This window comes from Mesorhizobium sp. WSM4887 (assembly GCF_029625865.1).
In the GTDB taxonomy this organism is placed as follows: domain Bacteria; phylum Pseudomonadota; class Alphaproteobacteria; order Rhizobiales; family Rhizobiaceae; genus Mesorhizobium.
In genome coordinates this window covers 17,885-33,221 of record NZ_JARTVP010000013.1, presented here as the reverse complement: position 1 = coordinate 33,221, position 15,337 = coordinate 17,885, and the positions used below count along the sequence as shown (strand labels likewise).

The window sequence follows — 15,337 nt, the reverse complement described above, 5'->3', positions numbered from 1 at the left end:
ATCCATGGCCTCGCCGTTCCGTCCGCGCGACGACGGCATCGACCTTTTCGTGCGGCTGACGCCGAAGGCGGCGGTGGATCGGATCGAAGGCATTGAGACGGCCGCCGACGGGCGCAGCCATCTCAAGGCGCGTGTGCGCGCGGTGCCGGAGAACGGCGCCGCCAATACGGCGCTGGAGCGGATGATGGCGAAGGCGCTTGGCGTGCCGGGATCGGCGGTTTCGGTGGTGGCCGGAGGCACGTCCCGGCTTAAGACGCTGCGGATCTGGGGTGATGCGGCTGAGCTGGCGAAGCGCGTCGAGGCGCTTTCCGGGTAATCCAAACTTGAGAGGCGAGGCGGGCCAGCGCCCGCCTCTGTCCTGCCGGACATTCCCCCCGCTTGGGTTCCTACTCGGGGGAGATCGGCAGTTTCAGCCCCGGCGCTTCAGTCTCCCAGCGGCAGCTTCGGATCGTCGACCTTCAGCGTATTCACGCTCTGCTTGATGCGGCGCAGGTTCTCCAGCACCTTCGGCCCGCGCGATTCCGCCACCGTGGTGGCGATCATGTCGAGAATGGCAAGCAGCGCGTAGCGCGACGAGGTCGGCTTGTAGATATTCCCGTCCTCGAAAGACTGCAACTGGATGACCGTGTCGGCGACCTTGGCCAAACCCGAATCGGGCGCGGTGATGGCGACGGTGGCTGCGCCATATTGCTGCGCGACCTCGACCGCCTCGATGACCGAGCGGGCATAGCCCGAGACCGAGAAGGCGACCAGCGTCGTCTCCGGTGTCGCGACCGCCGCATACATGCGCTGTAACTGGCCGTCGACTTGGGCGAGCGCCGAGAGGCCCAGCCGGAACAGCCGATTTTGCATCTCCGTCGCCATCATCGAGGAGATGCCGCCGGAGCCGATGCACAGCACATTGCCGGAACCGGCGATGCGGGCGCCGACAGCCATCAGCGTCGTCATGTCGAGATTTTCGCTGGCCCGCTGGATGGCGGCGACCGCTGCCTCGGTAATGGCGGAAGCGATGCGCTGCTCGCGCGCGTCGCGGCTGAGCGGTTCCGGCGACAGGTACTGACCGCCGATGGCGATCGCCTGCGCCAAATAGAATTTGAAATCGCGCAGGCCCTCGCAGCCGAGATTGCGGCAGAAGCGGGTGACGGTCGGCTCGCTGACGCCGACACGCGCGGCAATCTCCGAAATCGCTGCCTTGGAGGCGAAATCGAGATCGGAAAGCACCAAGCCGGCCAGCCGGCGGTCCGATTTGGTGCCGTCCTGCGACATCAGTTGCAGGCGGGTGATGATGTCGGCCGGGGTCTTCATCCTTTCAGCTCACAGCGGCAGGCCCGTCGCCTTGTCGAAGAGATGGATGTTGCGCGGGTCGACGCTCACTGGCAGCCGGTCACCCGGCTTCACCTGCAGCCGGTCGCGGAACACGGCGCGTACCGTGTCGTCGCCGATCGAGCCATAGACATGGGTCTCTGAGCCGGTCGGCTCGACCACGTCGACGTCGATGGCGATGGCATCGTCACGCGCGCCGATGATGAAATGCTCGGGGCGGATGCCCGCCTCGACCGTGTCGCCGCCGGACGCTGTCTTGCCGGCAAGCGCCAGCCGGCCGCCGCCTTTGGTCTCGAACCAGGACTTGGCATCGGCGGTCTTCAGCGCGCCGGAAACAAAACTCATCGACGGCGAGCCGATGAAGCCGGCGACGAACTTGTTGGCCGGCCGGTCGTAGAGTTCGAGCGGCTGTCCGACCTGTTGGATGCGGCCACGATCCATCACGACGATGCGGTCGGCCATGGTCATGGCCTCGATCTGGTCGTGGGTGACGTAGACGATGGTCGATTTCAGCCGCTGGTGCAGCGCCTTGATCTCGGTGCGCATCTGCACGCGCAACTGCGCGTCGAGATTGGAGAGCGGCTCATCGAACAGAAAGACGGAGGGCTCACGCACGATGGCGCGGCCCATGGCGACGCGCTGACGCTGGCCGCCGGACAACTGCCTGGGATAGCGGTCGAGATAGGAGAAGAGGTTGAGCACGCCGGACGCTTTCTTCACCTTGTCGTCGATCGCGGCACGCGTCTCGCCGCGGATCTTCGGGCCGAAGCCGATATTGTCGGCGGCCCTCAGATGCGGGAACAGGGCATAGGACTGGAAGACCATGGCGATGTTGCGCTTCTGCGGCGGCAGGTCGTTGGCACGGGTGCCGCCGATCACGAGATCACCGGCGGAGATCGTCTCCAGCCCGGCCAGCATGCGCAGGAGCGTGGACTTACCGCAGCCGGACGGACCAACCAGCGCGACGAACTCGCTGCTCTTGATCTCGAGGTTGATGTCCTCGAGGATTTTATGCTGGCCGAAGGATTTCGACAGGTTGCGAAACTGGACATCGGTCATGGTCACGCTCCCAAAATGTCTTCGATGAAAGGCAGGTAGCCGGCTGTCAGTCCGGCGTCCACCGGCACCACGGCGCCCGTTATGCCGGATGCGCGGTCGGAAGCAAGGAAAGCCACGGCCTCGGCCACTTCCGACGCATTCACGATGCGGCCGAGCGGATAGAGCCGCTTCAGCCGGCCGAGGATCTCGGGATCCTTAGCCAGGCGATGATCCCAGGCGGCGGTGCGGATCGAGCCAGGGCAGACGACGTTGGCGCGCACGCCGCTGCGGCCAAGTTCGACGGCGATCGACTTGGCGTAAGCGTTGATGCCGGCCTTGGCGGCGGCATAGGCCGGATTGCCGAAATGCGCGATGGCGTTGACCGAGGAGATGAAGACGACGCTGCCCGAGCCGCGCGCGGCCATCGCCTTGACCAGCGGATCGGCGAAACTCATCACACCGGCGAGGTTGAGGTCGAGCTCCTGTTCTATTCTCTCCGGCGTCAACGCTTTCAGCGTCTCGGCGCGCGTCCAGCCGGCATTGTTGACAAGGATATCCGGCACGCCGTCCTTGTCGAGCAGGCTTGAGATCGCCGCTTCGATCGAGGTGCGGTCGAGCAGGTTGAAAACGTGCCACGAGGCGATGTGCGGGCTGGTCAGCGCCTCGGCCGACTGGTCGCAGCCGACGATGCGGCCGCCGCGCTCGGCCATCAGCGCCACGATCGCCGAGCCAAGACCGCCGCCGGCGCCGGTGACGACAATTGTCTTGCCCTCGAAATCGCCCTGCGACACCACGATCAGTGCTCCTCGCCACTTCCGACAGGGAGAGAACGCTACTCAACGAAATGTAATTAAGCAACATGATAAACTGCTTGCTTCCCCGAAAACCCTCGATAATGTAGGAAAGTAACATAAATCCTGTGCCCGCCGGGCCAGGCGCGAATGCGCATCATGGGAGGAGATCAGATGAGCCTTGCGAAATGGACTGTTGGCCTGTTGGCCGGAATGAGCATGCTGGCGCTTGCCGCGCCGGCCGATGCGGGCGAGGTGCGCGTCACCGTCGCCGAATACAGCGCCAAGACCGGCCCCTATTTCGAAGAGGTGAAGAAGGAGTTCGAGGCGGCCAATCCCGGCATTACCATCAAATATGAAGTGGTGCCGTGGGACGTGCTCCTACAGAAGCTGACCACCGACATCACTGCCGGCACCAATGCCGATCTATCGATCATCGGCACGCGCTGGCTGATCGACTTCGTGCAGCAAGACGTCGCCGAGCCGCTCGACAGCTACATCAAGCCCGAGTTCAAGGACCGCTTCATAGATACTTTCCTGCAGCCTTCGATCATGAACGGCCATACCTATGGCCTGCCGATCGCCGCCTCGGCGCGTGCCATGTATTACAACAAGGAGCTGTTCGAGAAGGCCGGCATAGCCAAGCCGCCGGCAACCTGGACCGAGTTGCAGGAGGACGCGCGCAAGATCAAGGCGGTCGGCGCCTTCGGCTACGGCCTGCAAGGCAAGGAGATCGAGACGGACGTCTATTACTACTACGCGATGTGGTCATTCGGCACCGAGATCCTCAACAAGGACGGCACGTCGGGCCTGAGCACGCCGGGGGCGCTTGAAGCGGCCAAGCTTTACAAGTCGATGATCGACGAGGGCCTGACCGAGCCTGGCGTGACCTCCAACAACCGCGAGGACGTGCAGAACCTGTTCAAGCAGGGCAAGGTCGGCATGATGATCACCGCGCCATTCCTCTCCAACCAGATCAAGGAAGAGGCGCCGAGCCTGAAATACGGCGTCGCCGCCATTCCGGCCGGGCCGACCGGCGCGCGCGGCACCTATGGCGTCACCGATTCCATAATCATGTTCAAGAACTCCAAGAACAAGGACGAGGCCTGGAAGCTGCTCGACTTCCTGTTCACCAAGGAGCAGCGCGCCAAGTTCACGCAAGGCGAAGGCTTCCTGCCCGTGAACAAGGAAGAGGCGAAGATGGACTATTACGTCAACAACGCCGACCTCGCCGCCTTCACCGCGCTGTTGCCCGACGCTCGCTTCGCGCCGGTCATCCCGGGCTGGGAAGAAATCGCCCAGATCACTTCCGACGCCATGCAGAAGATCTATCTCGGCAGCGCCGAGCCGGAGGCCGCTTTGAAGGAGGCGGCAGACAAGGCCAACGGCGTACTGAAGAAATAGGGCGTATCTCCCCTGCGCCCGTGGCGCGCCCCACCCCGTCGGGGCGCGCCACATCTCTCCGGCTTGGCAATCGCAGGAAAACGGGCGCGGTTTTCTGTCGGATTGCGGAAGAACGACCGGGCAATCGGTTCAGACAAGGACAATCATCGATGTCGGCTCAAACGCCGGCGAGGAATGCAAATCCTGAAGCAATTGCCCAGGAAGAACGACGGCCAAGCCGGCAGGCCAGCGAAGTTCCAATGCGGGGACGTGCCTTGAGCACCAATGCCACTGCCATCTACCCGCAACGCGGTGCAAGCCAGCCGATGCAAAGCCGTATCGTGCCCTATCTGCTGACGCTTCCCAGCCTTTTGCTGGCGGCGGTGGTGATCTTCTGGCCCGTCTGGGATCTCGTGCAGATCTCGACGCATGACGTGAATCGCTTTGGCCAGCTGCGCGACTTCAGCGGCCTGGCCAATTTCCGGGCGCTTGCTGCCGATCCCGATTTTGTCGCCGCCCTGTGGCGCACCGGCCTATGGACCGTGCTGGTGGTCGGCGGGGCGCTGCTCTTGTCGATCCCGGTGGCGATCATCCTCAATACCGACTTCTACGGCCGTGGGCTGGCCCGCGTCATCATCATGCTGCCCTGGGCGGTGTCGCTCACCATGACGGCGGTGGTATGGCGCTGGGCGCTCAACGGCGAAAGCGGCATGCTGAACTCGGGGCTGATGAAGCTCGGCCTGATCAGCCAGAACATCCAGTGGCTGGCGAGCGCCGAGACCGCCTTCCCGATGCAGGTGCTGATCGGCATTCTGGTGACGGTGCCGTTCACCACCACGATCTTCCTCGGCGGCCTGTCGTCGATCCCCGACGATCTCTACGAAGCCGCGGCGCTGGAGGGCGCGACCCCCTTACAGCAGTTCCGCGAGATCACCTTTCCGCTCCTAAAACCGTTCATCAACATCGCGATCGTGCTCAACACGATCTACGTCTTCAACTCCTTCCCGATCATCTGGGTGATGACTCAAGGGGGACCGGCGAATTCCACCGACATATTGGTCACCCATCTCTACAAGCTCGCCTTCCGCATCGGCAAGCTGGGCGAGGCTTCGGCGGTGTCGCTGGTGATGTTCGTCATCCTGCTCATCTTCACCATGATCTATGTGCGGCTCGCCATGCGGGAGCAACGCGCATGAGAAACGGCAAGCTGAAACGCTCGATCATCGCCTGGCTGCTGCTTGCGCCATTGATCGTGGTGACGATCTTCCCCTTCGCGGTGATGTTCCTCACTGCGGTCAAGCCGCGGACCGAAGTGCTGACGCCAACATGGTCGGCCGAGCGAATTCCGCTGGTCGAATTTTGCCGATATGTGGGTGGCGACCGGTTTCGGCCAGGCGCTTCTCAATTCGCTCTATGTCTCGGCGCTCGCCACGATCGGCGCCATCCTGATCTCGGTGCCGGCGGCCTATGCCATGTCGCGCTTCCGCTTTGCCGGTTATGGCGCGTTCCGCCAGTTCCTTCTGATCTCGCAGATGATCTCGCCGATCGTGCTGGTGCTTGGCCTGTTCAGGCTGATGGCCGCCTGGGGGCTGGTCGAGAGCACGACGGCACTCGGCTTCATCTACATGGCCTTCAACGTCGCCTTCACCGTCTGGATGCTGCAGAGTTATTTCGACACCATTCCGCGCGACCTCGAGGAGGCCGCCTGGATGGAAGGGGCCGGCCGCTGGCTGACGCTGCGAAAAGTGTTCCTGCCGCTTTGCCTGCCGGCAATCGCTGTGACGGCGATCTTCACCTTCATCAACGCCTGGAACGAGTTCGTCGTGGCGCTCACCATGTTGCGCAGCCAGGAAAGCTACACGCTGCCGATCCAGGTTTTCTCGCTGGTCGCCGGGCGCTACACGATCGAATGGCACCATGTCATGGCGGCAACGCTGCTGGCGACGCTGCCGGTGGCGATCCTCTTCATCTGGCTGCAACGCTACCTGGTCCGCGGGCTGGCATTAGGAGCGGTGAAATAGCAATCCCGGCAATTCCAGGAAAACTGTGGAGCGGTTTTCCGTCCGGAATTGCCAAAAACAAATAGTCCACGGAGTTTTGATGCGCATCTTCACCGCCTCCCTGGCGACGGAAACCAACACCTTCTCGCCGGTGCCGACCGACCGGGCCTCGTTCGAGATGGCCTTCTATGCCGGCCCGGGAAAACATCCGGAGACGCCGACGCTGTGCTCCTCGCCGATCGTGGCGCTGCGCCGGCGTGCGGCCAGCGAAGGCCTGACCGTCATCGAAGGCACCGCCACCTGGGCGGAGCCCGGCGGGCTGGTGCAGCGGCAGGCTTTTGAGGCGCTGCGCGACGAGATCCTCGACCAGCTCAATGCCGCCCTGCCGGTCGATGCGGTGATCCTCGGCCTGCACGGCGCGATGGTGGCGCAGGGTTATGACGACTGCGAGGGCGACCTGCTGGAGCGTGTGCGCGCAATCGTCGGGCCGAAGGTGGTGATCGCCTCGGAATTCGATCCGCACAGCCATCTGACGCCCAAGCGCGTCGCGGCCTCCGACATCATGGCCTATTTCCTCGAATTCCCGCACACCGATTTCTACGAGCGCGGCGAGCATGTGGTCGAGCTCGGCCTTGCCGCGGCGCGGGGCGAAATCAAGCCGGTGATCTCGACCTTCGACTGCCGCATGATCCAGGTGCTGCCGACCAGCCGCGAGCCGATGCGCTCTTTCGTCGACAGGATCAAAGCGCTGCACGGCAAGGACGGCGTGCTGTCGGTCTCGGTCATCCACGGCTTCATGGCCGCCGACGTGCCGGAGATGGGAACGCGCATCCTGGTCGTCACCGACAACGACAAGGAAAAAGGCGACCAACTCGCCGAAACGCTGGGACGCGAGCTCTATGCGCTGCGCGAAAAGACGGCGATGACGATGCTCTCCGCCTCCGCCGGCATCGAGCGGGCGCTTGCCGTGCGTGCGGCACAGAAGGACATGCCTGTGGTGATCGCCGATATCTGGGACAATCCGGGCGGCGGCGTGCCGGGCGATGGCACCATCGTGCTCTCCGAGTTGCTGGCGCGCGGGATCGACAGAGTCGGCGTCGCCACGATCTGGGATCCGATCGCGGTGACCTTCTGCCAGGCGGCTGGCGAGGGCGCCGTCATCGACCTGCGCTTCGGCGGCAAGGCCGGACCGCAGGCCGGCGAGCCGATCGACGCGCGCGTCACGGTGCTCAAGGCCGTCAGCGAGGGCTGGCAAAGCTTCGGGCCGAGCCGGGTGACGCTCGGGCCGGCTGCGGTGGTTCGCATCGAGGGCACCGAGGTCGACGTCATCCTCAACGCCAACCGCACCCAGACCTTCGAGCCGGACATCTTCTCCAATATCGGCGTCGATCCGATGTCGAAGGACATCCTGCTGATCAAGTCGACCAACCATTTCTACGCCGGCTTCGCGCCGATTGCCGCCGAGGTCATCTATGTCGCGGCGCCGAGTTCTTATCCCAGCAATCCGGCGGCGACGGATTACAGGAAGCTGAGGAGACCGATATGGCCGAGGGTGAAGGATCCGTGGAAGGATGAGGCTCCTCCTTCTCCCCCTGTGGGTGTCGAGGGGTGCTCCAAGGAATGCTGACGTCTCACTCCGCTGGAACACCCCTCATCCGTCTCGGCGCTCCGCGCCGATCCACCTTCTCCCACATGGGGAGAAGGGAGGGGCGCGCTACACCAACCCTCTTTTCACCATCATCGCCTCGGGCGAAGGCATCTTGCCGCGGAAGGCCGTGTAAAGCTCATCCGGATCCTTCGCTCCGCCGGCGGCGTAGATGTTCTTCCTCAGCCGCTCGGCCAGTTCCGGGTTGAAAGGATCGCCTGTTTCCTCGAAGGCGGAAAAGGCGTCGGCGTCCAGCACCTCCGACCACATGTAGGAATAGTAGCCGGCTGAATACCCCTCGCCGGCGAAGATATGACCGAAATGCGGGGTGCGATGACGCATGGCGATGGTGTCGGGCATATGCAGCTTTTCCAGCGTTTCGGCCTCGAACGGAAGCGGCTCGGCCGGCGCGTCCGGCCTTGCGTGATAAGCCATGTCGATCAGCGCCGAGGCGGTGAACTCGACCGTGGCGAAGCCGGCGCCGAAGGTGCGGGCGGCGAGCATCTTGTCGAGCAGGTCCTTCGGCATCGGCTTGCCGGTCTTGACGTGCAGCGCATGCTTTTCCAGCACCGCCGGCACCGTCAGCCAATGCTCATAGAGCTGCGAGGGCAGTTCGACGAAGTCGCGGCTGACCGAGGTGCCGGAGACCGACGGCCAGGTGACGTCGGTCAGCATACCATGCAGCGCATGGCCGAATTCGTGAAACAGCGTTTTTGCTTCGTCGACGGAGAGAAGGGCCTGCTCGCCGGCCGGCGGCTTGGCGAAGTTCATGATGTTGTAGATGACCGGCATCGCGCCTTCCCCAAGCTTGTAGCCGGATTTCAGCGCGCTCATCCAGGCGCCGGAGCGTTTCGAGGGCCGCGCGAAGTAATCCGCCAGAAACAGGCCGCGCTCGCTGCCGTCCGCGTTCTTGACCACGAAGACGCGCGCGTCGGGATGCCAGGCGGCAATGCCCTTCTTCTCTTCGAAGCTGATGCCGAACAGCTTGGTCGCGACGTCGAAGCAGGCGTCGATGACGCGCTCGAGCTGCAGGTAGGGCTTCAGCTCGGCCTCGTCGAAGGCGAATTTCTCGGCGCGCAGCTTCTCCTGGTAGAAGCGCCAGTCCCATGCCGCGAATTTTTCGTTGCTGCCGGCTTCGGTGGCCAGCCGCTCCAGCTGCTTCTGATCGGCGGCCGCCTTTTCCAGCGCCTTTTCCCAGACCGGATCGAGCAGGTTGTGCACCGCCTTCGGCGTCTTCGCCATCGTGTCGTCGAGCTTAAGCGCCGCGAAAGACTCATAGCCGAGCAGCCTCGCCTTCTCGGCGCGCAGCTTCAGCATGTCGCGCACCACATCGGTATTGTCGCTGGCGCCGCCATTCTGGCCGCGCATGATGAAGGCGCGGAAGGCGATCTCGCGCAGGTCGCGGCGCTCCGAGAAGGTCGAGAACGGCTCGTAGATCGAGCGCGACAGCGTCACCGCATAGCGACCCTTCTGGCCACGCATCTCGGCCGCCTCGGCCATCGAGCTCTTCAAGAAATCCGGGAGGCCGACGAGGTCAGCCTCGTCGAGGAACAGCGCCCAGTCGCGTTCGTCGGCCAGCACATTCTGGCCGAATTTGGTGCCGAGCGAGGAGAGTTCCTCGTTGATTGCCGCCAGCCGCTTCTTGCCTTCCGCATCGAGCTTCGCACCGGAGCGGACGAAGCCTTTCCAGGTCTTTTCCAGCACACGCAACGTCTCGGGATCGAGGCTCAGCCTGTCGCGGCGCTGGTAGAGGTCGTCGATGCGGGCAAACAGCTTCTCGTTCATCGAGATCGCGGAGAAGTGCCGCGACATCTTGGGCGAAATCTCGCGCTCCAGCTGCTGGATGGTGTCGTTGGTGTGGGCGCCGGCACGACACCAGAAGATCGACGAGACATGGTCGAGCGGCTCGCCGGCGAGCTCAAGTGCAGCCAGCGTGTTTTCGATCGTTGCCGCCTCGCTGTTGCCGGCGATCGCGTCGATCTCAGCCTGGTGCGCTGCCAGCGCCGCGTCGAAGACCGGCCCGAAATCATTGTCGCCGATGCGGGTGAAATCGGGCAGGCCGAGCGGGCCTTGCCAAAGCGTCAGCGGATGGGCGGCGAGGTCGACGGTCTTTGACATGGGCAAATCCATAGGCGCTTTTGGTGGGGCTGAATGCAGGCGGGTTATCCCGATGTAGGGCGGTGCTCGGCACCGCGCAACAACAGGATCAGTAGGCGCTGCAGTCCTGCGCGACCGCCGTCTGGGTGCTGGCGGTTATGCGGCCGCCGACGACGGTGAAGGTCTCGCGCATCAGCGTGTCGTTCTCGGGGAAATCGTAGCAGGCGAGCACCGTGGTCTCGCCCTTTTCGCTCTTCTCGATGCGATGGCGGATGGCGGCGCCGGCAACCGCGCCTTGCCATTCGTCGATCGAAGCGAGGAATTCCTGCTTGTCCTGGACGACGCCGACATCGTCGAGCTTCATGTGCACCTCTTCAGAAAGCAATTCGGACAGTTCGGTTCGGTCGGCGACCAGGAGTGCCGAATACCAACGATCGATGACGGCGCTGTCATCGGCGCTGGCGCTGATCGTTGCGGACAGCAGCAGCGCTGCCGCAAGGAAAAACCTACACCAGATCCGCTCCATCAATCCTCCATCAAAGCTCCGGCCGCTCGAAATCGCCGGTCTCCTTGTTCATCACCCAGAGCTCGCCGGTCGAGATGTCGAACCAGGCGCCGTGCAGGGTAAGCTTGCCCTTGCCCTCGAGGATCGAAACGCAAGGGAATGTCCTGAGATTGGCGATCGAATAGCGGATCGAGATGCGCTCCAGCGCCGTCTGGCGCTCGGTCGCCGTCATGAAGGTGCTGGACGAGACGGTCTCGGCAGCCGGCGCGATCAGGCTCATCCATTTGCCGATGAAATCGCCGGGCGACAGCGGCGCAAAATTGGTATCGAGCGCGGCGCGGATGCCGCCGCAGCGCCCGTGGCCCATCACCACGATGTTCTTAACCTTCAGGCTCTGCACGGCGAACTCGAGCGCGGCAGAGGTCGAGTGGAACTCGCCGTCCGGCTCATAGGGCGGCACGAGATTGCCGACATTGCGCAGCACGAAGAGCTCGCCCGGCCCGGCATCGAAGATCGCTTCGGGGGCCGAGCGGGAATCGCAGCAGGCGACGATCATGGTCTCGGGCGCCTGGCCCTCGCGCGCCAGCGAGCGGTAGCGGTCGCTTTCGGCGGGATAGCGGCCGCTCATGAAGTTGCGATAGCCGGTCAGCAGATGTTCGGGAAGGTGAGGCATTGGCGGCTAGAGCCTTTCCGAGGGTTTGGGGGCGGCAGCTCGTTGCGATCGAGAAAAGCCTCTAGCGGCAAAAGCCGGTCGCGGGCAATGCCGAATTGCGGATGGCGGCGTCGCAAACGCATGCCGGCCGCCCCGATCGGTCATGCCCAGATGGCGACCTGAATGCCGAACCGGTCGGTAAGCGGCGGATCGGGAGAGGGCCGCGCCTCGCCGCTGGCGATGCGGCCGGCGATCAGCATCATGGCGGCCGCGTCGAGGAAGTCGTCGCCGGCGGCACCCTTCGGCGGCGCCTGGTCGAGGAAGGTCTTGTCGTAGCCTTGCCGGCAAAGCAGCGCCTTGCGATCCTCCAGGCCGGCCGGGTTGATAGTGCCCTTGATCTTCTTGGGCAGGATCATCGCGGTGCCGCCGTTCATCCGGCAGAAGGCGACTTCTGGGTGCGATTCGAAGATGCGGCCGCGCAAATCCGGTCGCGCGATCAACAGCTGGTCGATCTCGCGAATCTTCGAAAAAATACCGAAGGCCTGGATGGAAACGCCGCGCGGCGGATTGGAAGTCGTCATCGCCACCTCGCTCGCCCGCCGGTGCGCGGCATACCAGGCTTCGACCGTGGTGAAGTTGCCGGTATCGGCGTAGAGCGCCGCGCGCGATGGTATGGCAAAGACGCTCGACTGCCGTGCTCCGAGCAGCGGACGCACCAGCGCTTCGGGCCCGCGACCGCCGCGGCTGGAAAAATCAGGCAGGCCGATCGGCATGTCGACGGCGATCGTGGCATCGGGTAGGGCGTGTAGCAGAGCCTCGAAAGTCGCGAAGACCGATGCCGATGGCGGCGCGCCAGGCTGGCGATGGACGGCGATCCAGCCGGCCTTGCAGCCGTCGACGCCGGCCAGCACGCCGCCGCCTGGCCTCACGCCCGCTTGTCCCGCCCCGGGTGGAGGAGATGGCGAAGCTGCACCATGGCCATCGGATGCGACAGGCTCTGCGCGTCGGTCTCGAGCTGCAGCTCGTCGCCGCCGCGTTTCGCCGTGCGCGCCAGGATCTCATAGACGGCGGCGGTGGTCGACTGCAGCGCCTTCGCCGCCGGCTGGCCGGAAAGGATGCGGGCGAGATAGACGGCGGCCGTCAGGTCGCCCAACCCGTTCGGCGGCTTCTCGATCAGGCGGTGCTCGGCAAGCAGCGCCTGGCGGCCGTCGAGGAGGAAGTTACCGGTGCCGCCCGCCATCATCGAGGGTGCCGAGGTGACCAGCATTGTGGCGGGACCGGCGTGCAGGGCGGCCGCCGTCACCGATTTGATGTCGGGTAGCGGCGCTCCGGCCATCCATTCGAGCTCGTAGCGGTTGGGCGTGGCGATGTCGGCGATCGGCATCAGCCTGTCGCGCAGCGCGACGGCCGTCGGCTCCGGCACATAGAGCCCGCCTGAATCGCCCATCACCGGGTCGCATACATAAAGGGCATCCGGCGTCCTCGCCTTGACGGCCGCAACCAGCGAAGCGACGGCCTCCGCCTGGCCGGCCTCACCGAGATAGCCCGAGAGCACCGCGCTCACCTCGCCCAGCCACGGCGCGCGCTCGAGGTCGGCCATCAGCGCCTTGAACTGATCGAGCGGCGGCACGATGCGGGTGGCGCGGCTGTGGCCTGGGTGCCAGGGCAGGATCACGGTCGGCACCGCCCAAACCGGGAAACCCAGCGTCTCCAGCGCGAAGACCGCGGCGCGGTTGCCGACCGAGCCGCGGGCGACATGACTGGAGATGACGATGACCGCGCGCGGCGCGTCGGTTTTATCAGCATTCATGAAATTCGGTTCCTAGCCACCCTGCGTGGCGGCATACACCAGCCAGACCAACAGCCCAATGGCGATGATGAGGCCGAGCGTTCGGCCAATGCGGGTGCCCCAAACTTCGATCGGATCGGAGCGGTCGGCATCCGCCGCGGTCACGTGGTCGCGTGCGTCCTTCGCGGTGCGGGCGACGAAGGAAGCGCCGCCCGGCGTCGTTTCGCGCGCCACGCGCTCAAGGATGCGGCGCGATTCATTCTCGTCGTCCCGGCGCTCGGCCATGGCAAATGTCCTTTCCGGCCCGGAGCTTAGCCTGTTCGGTCGCGTATTCACAGGGGCGAGCGGCCAAGATCAGAGCGCTGCCACGACCGGGTCATTTTCTTGCGCACGGATTGTGGTAATGCTTCGCATCACAACTTCTGTCGAGGGGACCAATCATGTTCGCCGAGCGCCTTCTTCTACCCTCCGCTTTCCGCAATTTGCCGGCCTTGCTGATGATGGCCTTCGTGCTGCCGCTCCTTGCCGGCTGCGGCTACAACACCATCCCGACGGCGGAGGAGAATGCCAGGGCGGCCTGGAGCGAGGTGCTCAACCAGTATCAGCGTCGCGCCGACCTGATCCCCAACCTGGTCGAGACGGTGAAGGGCTACGCCTCGCACGAGAAGGACACGCTCGACGCGGTGGTCCAGGCGCGCGCCAAGGCGACGCAGATTACGGTGACGCCGGAGACGCTGAAGGATCCGGAAGCCCTCAAAAAATTTCAGGATGCCCAGGCCGGGCTGACGGGCGCGCTGTCGCGGTTGATCGCGGTCTCGGAAAACTATCCCGACCTCAAGGCCAACCAGAATTTCCTCGCGCTGCAGGCGCAGCTCGAAGGCACCGAGAACCGCATCGCGGTGGCGCGTCGCGACTACATCCAGGCGGTCAGGGAGTACAATCTGACACTGAGGACCTTCCCGTCGGTGCTGTGGGCGACATTCTGGTTCCGCGGCAATGAGCCGTTTGCGAACTTCACCGTAGAGGAAGACAAGATGCAGGTGCCGAAGGTGGATTTCGGCACGAGCACCAAGCAGGGCGGGTGAGCGGCGCGACTCAAATTTATTCGAGCTTGCAGGCCTTGCGTTCCTTCGCGCCCCCCTCTGTCCTGCCGGACATCTCCCCCTCTTGGGGGGAGATCGGCAGTTTCGCTGACCGTGCATCTCCTGCAACGCAGGCGGTTGGCGAAGGCGGCGGTGACGTCCAATCTCCCTCCTTGCGGGGGAGATGGCCGGCGGGCCAGAGGGGGGTGGGACGGAGTGCCTTCATTGGCCTTTTGCTGAGCATCTTCTGCCTCCTCCTCCCCATCGCCGCCCTTGCCGCCGACCTGCCCCCGCTTAGCGGCCGTGTCGTCGACAATGCCGGCATTATCGATGCCGGCACGCGCGCGGCGCTGACCCAGAAACTCGCCGATTTCGAGAAGAAAGGCTCCGATCAGATCGTCGTCGCGACCATCCCCACCCTCGGCGGCGAGGAGATCGAGCCCTACGCCAACCGGCTGTTCCGCTTCTGGAAGCTCGGCCAGGCCAAGGAGAACAATGGTGTTCTTCTCCTGGTTGCGCCGAACGATCGCAAGATGCGCATCGAGGTCGGCTATGGGCTGGAAGGCACGCTGACCGACCTGCACACCAAGCTGATCATCGAAAACGACATGGTGCCGGCCTTCCGCGCCGGAGACTTCTCCGGCGGCATCAGCAAGGCCGTCGACGACATGATCATGGTGCTGGAGGGCAATCCGGAGGAGCTGGAGGCGCGCGGCAAGCGCAACGAGCAGGCGCCGTTCAACTCCGACGACCTGTTCTTCGCCATCTTCATCACCCTCTGGGCGCTGATCTTCTTCGGCAGCATCGCCCTGACGGTGCTGCCGCCGATCTTCGGCCAGAAGATCGGGCCCGGCCGCTACCGCTGGCTCGGCATGACCTTCGAGCCCAGCCGGCGATCCTCCGGCGGATGGTCGTCCGGTGGCGGAGGCTGGTCGTCGGGCGGTGGAGGTTGGTCCTCCGGTGGCGGCGGTGGCGGGTTTTCCGGCGGCGGCGGTTCGTCGGGCGGCGGCGGCTCCTCTGGAAGCTGGTGAG

15 protein-coding genes and 1 pseudogene are annotated in these 15,337 nt (G+C 64.4%); 7 read left to right on the top strand and 9 right to left on the bottom strand.

Annotated features, from left to right (window positions below; all coding sequences use genetic code 11):
* Window positions 1–4: 4 nt before the first annotated feature.
* Window positions 5–316, top strand: coding sequence for a DUF167 family protein (locus tag P9230_RS28465; protein WP_127403780.1), 312 nt, complete (start codon window positions 5–7; stop codon window positions 314–316).
* A 107-nt stretch (window positions 317–423) separates the two neighbouring features.
* On the opposite strand, the gene P9230_RS28460 is transcribed toward P9230_RS28465, so the two are convergent.
* From P9230_RS28460 to P9230_RS28450, 3 genes are read right to left on the bottom strand one after another with little or no spacing between them, the layout of a single operon-like run.
* Window positions 424–1,305, bottom strand: coding sequence for a MurR/RpiR family transcriptional regulator (locus P9230_RS28460; protein WP_278121326.1), 882 nt, complete (start codon window positions 1,303–1,305; stop codon window positions 424–426).
* A gap of 9 nt (window positions 1,306–1,314) precedes the next feature.
* Window positions 1,315–2,382 (bottom strand): ABC transporter ATP-binding protein, encoded by a 1,068-nt coding sequence (locus tag P9230_RS28455; protein ID WP_278121324.1) that lies wholly within the window; start codon window positions 2,380–2,382, stop codon window positions 1,315–1,317.
* A gap of 2 nt (window positions 2,383–2,384) precedes the next feature.
* Complete coding sequence (locus P9230_RS28450; RefSeq protein WP_278121322.1) at window positions 2,385–3,155, bottom strand: SDR family oxidoreductase; 771 nt, start codon at window positions 3,153–3,155, stop codon at window positions 2,385–2,387.
* 171 nt (window positions 3,156–3,326) lie between these two features.
* Between P9230_RS28450 and P9230_RS28445 the strand changes: the two genes are divergently transcribed.
* The 4 genes and pseudogenes from P9230_RS28445 to P9230_RS28430 all read left to right on the top strand — a co-directional run bounded on the left by P9230_RS28445 (window position 3,327) and on the right by P9230_RS28430 (window position 8,162).
* Window positions 3,327–4,556, top strand: a complete 1,230-nt coding sequence (locus P9230_RS28445) for a sugar ABC transporter substrate-binding protein (protein ID WP_067002159.1) — start codon at window positions 3,327–3,329, stop codon at window positions 4,554–4,556.
* A 305-nt stretch (window positions 4,557–4,861) separates the two neighbouring features.
* Entirely contained in the window at window positions 4,862–5,731 is an 870-nt protein-coding gene (locus P9230_RS28440) for a sugar ABC transporter permease (protein WP_067002161.1), read from the top strand.
* Window positions 5,728–6,556 (top strand): annotated as a pseudogene (locus tag P9230_RS28435) (carbohydrate ABC transporter permease). Before P9230_RS28440 ends, P9230_RS28435 begins: the two are co-directional and overlap by 4 nt.
* Window positions 6,557–6,635: 79 nt before the next feature.
* Window positions 6,636–8,162, top strand: a complete 1,527-nt coding sequence (locus tag P9230_RS28430; protein WP_278121320.1) for a M81 family metallopeptidase — start codon at window positions 6,636–6,638, stop codon at window positions 8,160–8,162.
* Window positions 8,163–8,249: 87 nt separating this feature from the next.
* Here P9230_RS28430 and P9230_RS28425 read toward each other — a convergent pair whose 3' ends face one another.
* From P9230_RS28425 to P9230_RS28400, 6 genes are all read right to left on the bottom strand, one after another.
* Window positions 8,250–10,304, bottom strand: coding sequence for a M3 family metallopeptidase (locus P9230_RS28425; protein WP_278121377.1), 2,055 nt, complete (start codon window positions 10,302–10,304; stop codon window positions 8,250–8,252).
* 82 nt (window positions 10,305–10,386) lie between these two features.
* Window positions 10,387–10,803, bottom strand: a complete 417-nt coding sequence (locus tag P9230_RS28420; RefSeq protein WP_095799694.1) for a hypothetical protein — start codon at window positions 10,801–10,803, stop codon at window positions 10,387–10,389.
* Window positions 10,804–10,813: 10 nt separating this feature from the next.
* Window positions 10,814–11,455: a carbonic anhydrase gene (locus tag P9230_RS28415; RefSeq protein WP_067001427.1), complete on the bottom strand. Its 642-nt coding sequence runs from the start codon at window positions 11,453–11,455 to the stop codon at window positions 10,814–10,816.
* Window positions 11,456–11,595: 140 nt separating this feature from the next.
* Window positions 11,596–12,363 carry a DUF429 domain-containing protein gene (locus P9230_RS28410; RefSeq protein ID WP_278121318.1) on the bottom strand — a complete coding sequence of 256 codons (768 nt, stop codon included), beginning with the start codon at window positions 12,361–12,363 and terminating at the stop codon, window positions 11,596–11,598.
* A complete protein-coding gene (pdxY, locus tag P9230_RS28405) occupies window positions 12,360–13,244 on the bottom strand; it encodes a pyridoxal kinase PdxY (protein WP_278121317.1) in 885 nt (294 codons plus the stop codon). Before pdxY ends, P9230_RS28410 begins: the two co-directional genes overlap by 4 nt.
* A gap of 12 nt (window positions 13,245–13,256) precedes the next feature.
* A complete protein-coding gene (locus P9230_RS28400) occupies window positions 13,257–13,508 on the bottom strand; it encodes a hypothetical protein (RefSeq protein WP_067001435.1) in 252 nt (83 codons plus the stop codon).
* Window positions 13,509–13,663: 155 nt separating this feature from the next.
* On the opposite strand from P9230_RS28400, the gene P9230_RS28395 reads away from it, so the two are divergent.
* Window positions 13,664–14,308, top strand: a complete 645-nt coding sequence (locus tag P9230_RS28395) for a LemA family protein (RefSeq protein WP_067001437.1) — start codon at window positions 13,664–13,666, stop codon at window positions 14,306–14,308.
* Window positions 14,309–14,511: 203 nt separating this feature from the next.
* On the top strand, window positions 14,512–15,336 hold the full coding sequence (locus P9230_RS28390) for a YgcG family protein (protein WP_127215293.1): 825 nt from the start codon (window positions 14,512–14,514) through the stop codon (window positions 15,334–15,336).
* The last annotated feature ends 1 nt before the right edge of the window (window position 15,337 follow it).

Coding starts and splice junctions, on each gene's coding strand:
- P9230_RS28430 (WP_278121320.1), top strand. CDS start 6,636: ATGCGCATCTTCACCGCCTCCCTGGCGACGGAAACCAACACCTTCTCG.
- P9230_RS28415 (WP_067001427.1), bottom strand. CDS start 11,455: ATGCCTCACCTTCCCGAACATCTGCTGACCGGCTATCGCAACTTCATG.
- P9230_RS28395 (WP_067001437.1), top strand. CDS start 13,664: ATGTTCGCCGAGCGCCTTCTTCTACCCTCCGCTTTCCGCAATTTGCCG.
- P9230_RS28460 (WP_278121326.1), bottom strand. CDS start 1,305: ATGAAGACCCCGGCCGACATCATCACCCGCCTGCAACTGATGTCGCAG.
- pdxY (WP_278121317.1), bottom strand. CDS start 13,244: ATGAATGCTGATAAAACCGACGCGCCGCGCGCGGTCATCGTCATCTCC.
- P9230_RS28445 (WP_067002159.1), top strand. CDS start 3,327: ATGAGCCTTGCGAAATGGACTGTTGGCCTGTTGGCCGGAATGAGCATG.
- P9230_RS28465 (WP_127403780.1), top strand. CDS start 5: ATGGCCTCGCCGTTCCGTCCGCGCGACGACGGCATCGACCTTTTCGTG.
- P9230_RS28400 (WP_067001435.1), bottom strand. CDS start 13,508: ATGGCCGAGCGCCGGGACGACGAGAATGAATCGCGCCGCATCCTTGAG.
- P9230_RS28420 (WP_095799694.1), bottom strand. CDS start 10,803: ATGGAGCGGATCTGGTGTAGGTTTTTCCTTGCGGCAGCGCTGCTGCTG.
- P9230_RS28455 (WP_278121324.1), bottom strand. CDS start 2,382: ATGACCGATGTCCAGTTTCGCAACCTGTCGAAATCCTTCGGCCAGCAT.
- P9230_RS28440 (WP_067002161.1), top strand. CDS start 4,862: ATGCAAAGCCGTATCGTGCCCTATCTGCTGACGCTTCCCAGCCTTTTG.